This window comes from bacterium, from assembly GCA_030247525.1.
Classification (GTDB): domain Bacteria; phylum Electryoneota; class JAOADG01; order JAOADG01; family JAOADG01; genus JAOTSC01.
Window position 1 is genome coordinate 1 of sequence record JAOTSC010000220.1, and the last position, 4572, is coordinate 4572.

A 4572-nucleotide genomic window follows, 5' to 3' on the forward strand; every position below is an offset into this window, starting at 1 on the left:
GCGTATGGCAGGTTTCTTCAACCATAAACTTTACTGGGATTGCTTCGGCGCTTCGCGCTCTCGCAATGACAAACTACAGGACTTTCGCTTCTTCTTTGAGCAAACGAATCAGTTCCGGGATGTCATCGGCAGATTTGCCAATGAAGCGCGCTCCCTGACGGGGTACCGGATAGATATACTGCTCAACGATCACATTGGCGGCAGGTACAGTCACATTTACTTGCTCGATGGTCTTTTTCTTCGCCGCCATAATTCCTTTTAAGGATGGGTAGCGCGGTTCATTCAACCCTTTTTGACAAGTGATAACGGCAGGTAATGTCGTTTCGACGATTTCGATACCGCCATCGATTTCCCGTTCGCAGGTCGCTTTCCCGTCGGATAACGTCAGTTTTGTGACAACCGAAACGTTGGGTAGATCAAGACCGGCGGCAACCATCGTACCGATTGCCATATAGTCGTCGTCAATCGCCGCTTTTCCCGCGAGGATCAGGTCGAATCCTTTGCCGGATATCGCTTGCGTTAAACCAACTGCAACAACGCGCGGATCGGGCGAATTATCGCCAACGGCATGAATCGCATCATCGGCACCCATTGCCAACGCTTTGCGCAACGCATCTGTTACTTCCGCCTGTCCAAAGCTAACGACGGTAACAGTGCTGCCGGCTTGCGCTTCCTTAATCTTTAACGCTTCTTCGATCGCATATTCGTCGTAGGGATTGAGATCCAATTTGACATCTTTCCGAACCCAGTCTTTCCCATCGGAAGTCAATGCGATTTTCGCTTCCGAATCGGGTACACACTTCACCAGTACGGCAATCTTCATGTAATTCCTCTTACCTTCGCAAAAAGTATTGAACGGATTTCAGGGGAATCCCCCGTTTTGAATTCTGTAAGATTGGTGTTTTGAACTGCAATTGTCAAGCGATTCAGGCTAATACTTCCGCAAGTCGGTTGAGTAATCGCTCGAATGTCTCCGGTTCGGATGTAAATGCGATTCTCACCCGGTCATTGTAACCAAAAAACCGACCAGGCGTTACCAGTATCCCGTGGCTCCTTGCCTTTACCACCAGTGTTTCGCTATCCCATTGAGGATGCTTCACAAATACGGTCAAAGAAGTTTCCGGGAGTACGACGTCCCAATGGTACTTAGTTGCTACGCGTTGCATAGTCGCGCGGTTGGCAGTTAAGCGATTGTGGCGCTGCAATCCGCATTGCTCTAATATCACCGGATCATTCATTACCCGGGCGGATAGTTCCTCGGTAATCAACGGACTACGTCCCGCCAACCGGTCGTGCACCAAACTCGCGGCGTGGGCAATCGCTGGTGGCGCAATCAACCAACCGGCACGCAAGGTACTCAGTCCAAACACTTTGGTAAGACTCGTGGTAATTAAAATGTTTTTGGCAAGTCCAAACGATGTTGTCTTCCAGTATCCCGGCACCGCTTCGCGGTAAACCTCGTCAACCAAGAGATACCCGCCGCCCGAGGCGACAATCCCAGCGATTTCACGAATTTCTTCGTCGTTATAGAATACACCAGTAGGGTTGTGCGGGTTCGCCAAAATCATTAATCTCACATCGGATTTCACTGCCTCACGGAGTTCATCCAAATCGAGCCGCCAATTGTTATCCCGTCGCCGTTCGATGAAGGAAACTTCGCAGCCAAGCCCTTGTGGAAGTGCGATAAGTGGTTCATAGGTGGGATACTCCACCAATACATTGTCACCTGGACCTGCTACTGCAGCGATTGCGAGATAGTTCGCTTGCGACGTGCCGAAGTTTGCAACAATGCAATCGTCGGGAACGTTATACCGCTGTGAAATCGCATCGATCCAAGGTTTCCATCCAGTCTGGTTCGCTCCGAAAATCGGAAGATTTTTCATAACCTCCGTGAATAGCAGTGGGTCGGGATCGGGCATCCCCGATAACGCCAATCCCCATTCGACAACTTCACCGGGTTCGATGGCGCGACGTTTAATCCAATCGAGATACTCGACTTTTCCGAAAGCCCGCGGGACAATATTTGTTGTATCTAACATAGTACTCATTCTAATTGTTTGGTTGTTCTCACTTTGGGATTACGCAGTTGACGTGGTTTTCCAGCCGGATTGATACTTCGGACCGACCAAAACTCGCAACGATAGAGGAATGTTTTCGATGATGTTCACCCGTTCGGAATATAGCGCTTCGCCGTCGATATGCATTTCCCGACGCTCCGAAATACGTTCCAAGCGAATTCGATTGATTTGTCTCATGATAACTTTTGGTTCGCGGTCAAGGGTGCCATGGAAAATCCGGTAAGCAAATCGGAACACTTCGAAAGCATTGAGTTCCAAACCCTCGACCAAATGGAACAATCCATCGTCGGGAACTGCGCCCGGTGCGACGATTGCTCCACCACCGTATTGTGCGCTGTTTAAGATACTGATGGCAATGGCATCGCGATCCCAAGTCTCGCCGGTTTCCAGATTTGTCAGCCGGAATTGCTCAACGGGCTCAGTGAATGAGCGGCGAAAAGCGGAAAGTATGTAGGGAAAAGTACCTCGCAACGGGGAACGCTCGATGTCATGGGCAATAATCGCATCCAATCCGAAACCACAGGAAATCAAGAATACTTTTTCATTCACTTTTCCGGTGTCGATTTTTCGGAATACGGGATTCTTGTATAACTCTAAAGCGAGATCCAATTTCAGTGGGATTCCTAATGTACGTGCCATTCCGTTACCGCTGCCGAGTGGCAACAGTCCCAACGGAATCTCTGTGCCGATTATCGCTTGGGCGACCCGGTTGATTGTACCATCGCCACCAGCGGCTACCAATAGCTCCGCGCCATCCTGCAATGCTTGTTTGCCGCAGGCGGTACCGTCAACTTGTGGGGTGATTTCGTAACTTTTCAGCTCATTACCTAAAGCGGAGAAATGCTGTTGGATACGCAATCGAATGATTGGCAGTAGTTTCGGTAGACCCGCCCGGGGATTGATGATTACAGCGATTTTCACAGAGTGGTTTAGTAACTCGTTTGAAATCCCAACAAAAAGCTCGATGCGAATATCAAGAAAGCGGCTCCTCCCCACTGGAAGAGCCGCTTGTAATGTACAATGAAAAAGTTCCTAACGCTTGGCTTCTGCGAACGTATCGAACAAGAAATCCATCGGATCGATGGGGCGCGTGTGCAACCGGACTTCGTAATGGACGTGTGGACCGGAGGCGCGGCCGGTACGACCGACATACCCGATAATGTCGCCCCGTTTGACTTTATCGCCAACCCGGGCGGCAAAATTGTTCATGTGGGCATATACCGTTTGATACCCGTATATGTGATCGATCACGAGGACATTCCCGTAAGCTGTCAAGTATCGTGCAACTTTTACGACTCCCGGTGCTGTTGCATAGATTGGTGTACCAATCGGTGCATTGATGTCGAGTCCTTCGTGCTCTTTCCGTTTGCCGGTAAACGGATCATTGCGATAGCCATAACCGCTGCCGATGTAGCCACCGGAAATTGGGCGGATCGAAGGTGTATGCGTGACGATTTCCGCTTGATGTTGGATACCGACTTGTATTTCAGTGAAGCTCTCTTTTTGGAGAGCAATTTCACGCTCAAGCTCGGCGATATCTTCCGCTAAGGCGTCGGCATTGGGATCATTACCATTCTTCTCAGAGGAGACAACACCACCTACACCAGCACTGCGGGCTTCCTCATTCACGATGGGTAAGCCAAGCCCTTGCCGGAGCAGATTGTCGGTATGCGCAAGATCGGTCAACTTTTGCTTGAGGTTGGATAACCGCTGGGAAAGGGTGACGACTTGCGATTGTAACTGATGTTGTTCCTGCATCACCGAAGCGATGCGGCGCTCGGCTACCCACGTACCGAGTAGATAGGCAGACAATGCGATAACGAGCGCAAAGAAGATGGAACCACCGATGGCGCCCAATGCGAGGTGCTTCATCCGGAACGTGAACTGCTTCATATGAGCAGACCCTTCCGGCATCACCATGATGCGGAATCGTTTCGGGATCGTTGTCAGGATTTGGATCCCTTGGGAGAGTAGCTCCTTCAGTTCTCCTCCTTTCGTTTTGAGACAACTAATCTTGTATCCCACGAGTATACGCAGGAAGTCACAAGTGAAAGAGTTTAGTCAGAATAAGGGTAAGAGTCAAGTTCGGTTGCTATACAACATTTATTGTGTCGTTATTTTAAGAGAATGATTTTTTGTATTTGTACTTGATCACCCGCAGAAAAGCGAATAATATAGGTGACTATTGTGGCCTTTCAGTCAGAATTCCGCACCAATCGAAAACCAAGCACTGATTGATATTCATAATGTGCAAGTACATTCCGACCGGCAGATAAGCAGTTCCAAGGATAATCGTTGAAACAACCACCACGTGCTACTTTTGCACCGTATGGCGGTGAGTCTATCCAAGCGTTGCCATCGGTGGGAGCTCCGACATAGGTTTCGTGCCAATCGTCTTCGCACCATTCACTAACGTTACCGGACATATCGTACAAACCCCACGGATTGGGTCGTTTCAATCCAACCGGATGAGATACACCGCTATAACGTCCAC

The 4572-nt window shown here is 49.5% G+C and carries 5 protein-coding genes; all 5 read right to left on the minus strand.

Annotated features, from left to right (window positions below; genetic code table 11):
- Positions 1-73 precede the first annotated feature (73 nt).
- Positions 74-823, minus strand: a complete 750-nt coding sequence (locus tag OEM52_14080) for an electron transfer flavoprotein subunit beta/FixA family protein (GenBank protein MDK9701263.1) — start codon at positions 821-823, stop codon at positions 74-76.
- A gap of 103 nt (positions 824-926) precedes the next feature.
- A complete protein-coding gene (locus OEM52_14085; GenBank protein ID MDK9701264.1) occupies positions 927-2048 on the minus strand; it encodes a pyridoxal phosphate-dependent aminotransferase in 1122 nt (373 codons plus the stop codon).
- Positions 2049-2078: 30 nt separating this feature from the next.
- Positions 2079-2999, minus strand: coding sequence for a diacylglycerol kinase family lipid kinase (locus tag OEM52_14090; protein MDK9701265.1), 921 nt, complete (start codon positions 2997-2999; stop codon positions 2079-2081).
- Positions 3000-3110: 111 nt separating this feature from the next.
- The gene (locus OEM52_14095) at positions 3111-4103 is read right to left on the minus strand and encodes a peptidoglycan DD-metalloendopeptidase family protein (GenBank protein MDK9701266.1); all 993 of its coding nucleotides are present in this window, start codon (positions 4101-4103) and stop codon (positions 3111-3113) included.
- A 170-nt stretch (positions 4104-4273) separates the two neighbouring features.
- Positions 4274-4572, minus strand: a 299-nt coding sequence (locus tag OEM52_14100) for a formylglycine-generating enzyme family protein (GenBank protein ID MDK9701267.1), incomplete at its 5' end; no start/stop codon positions are given.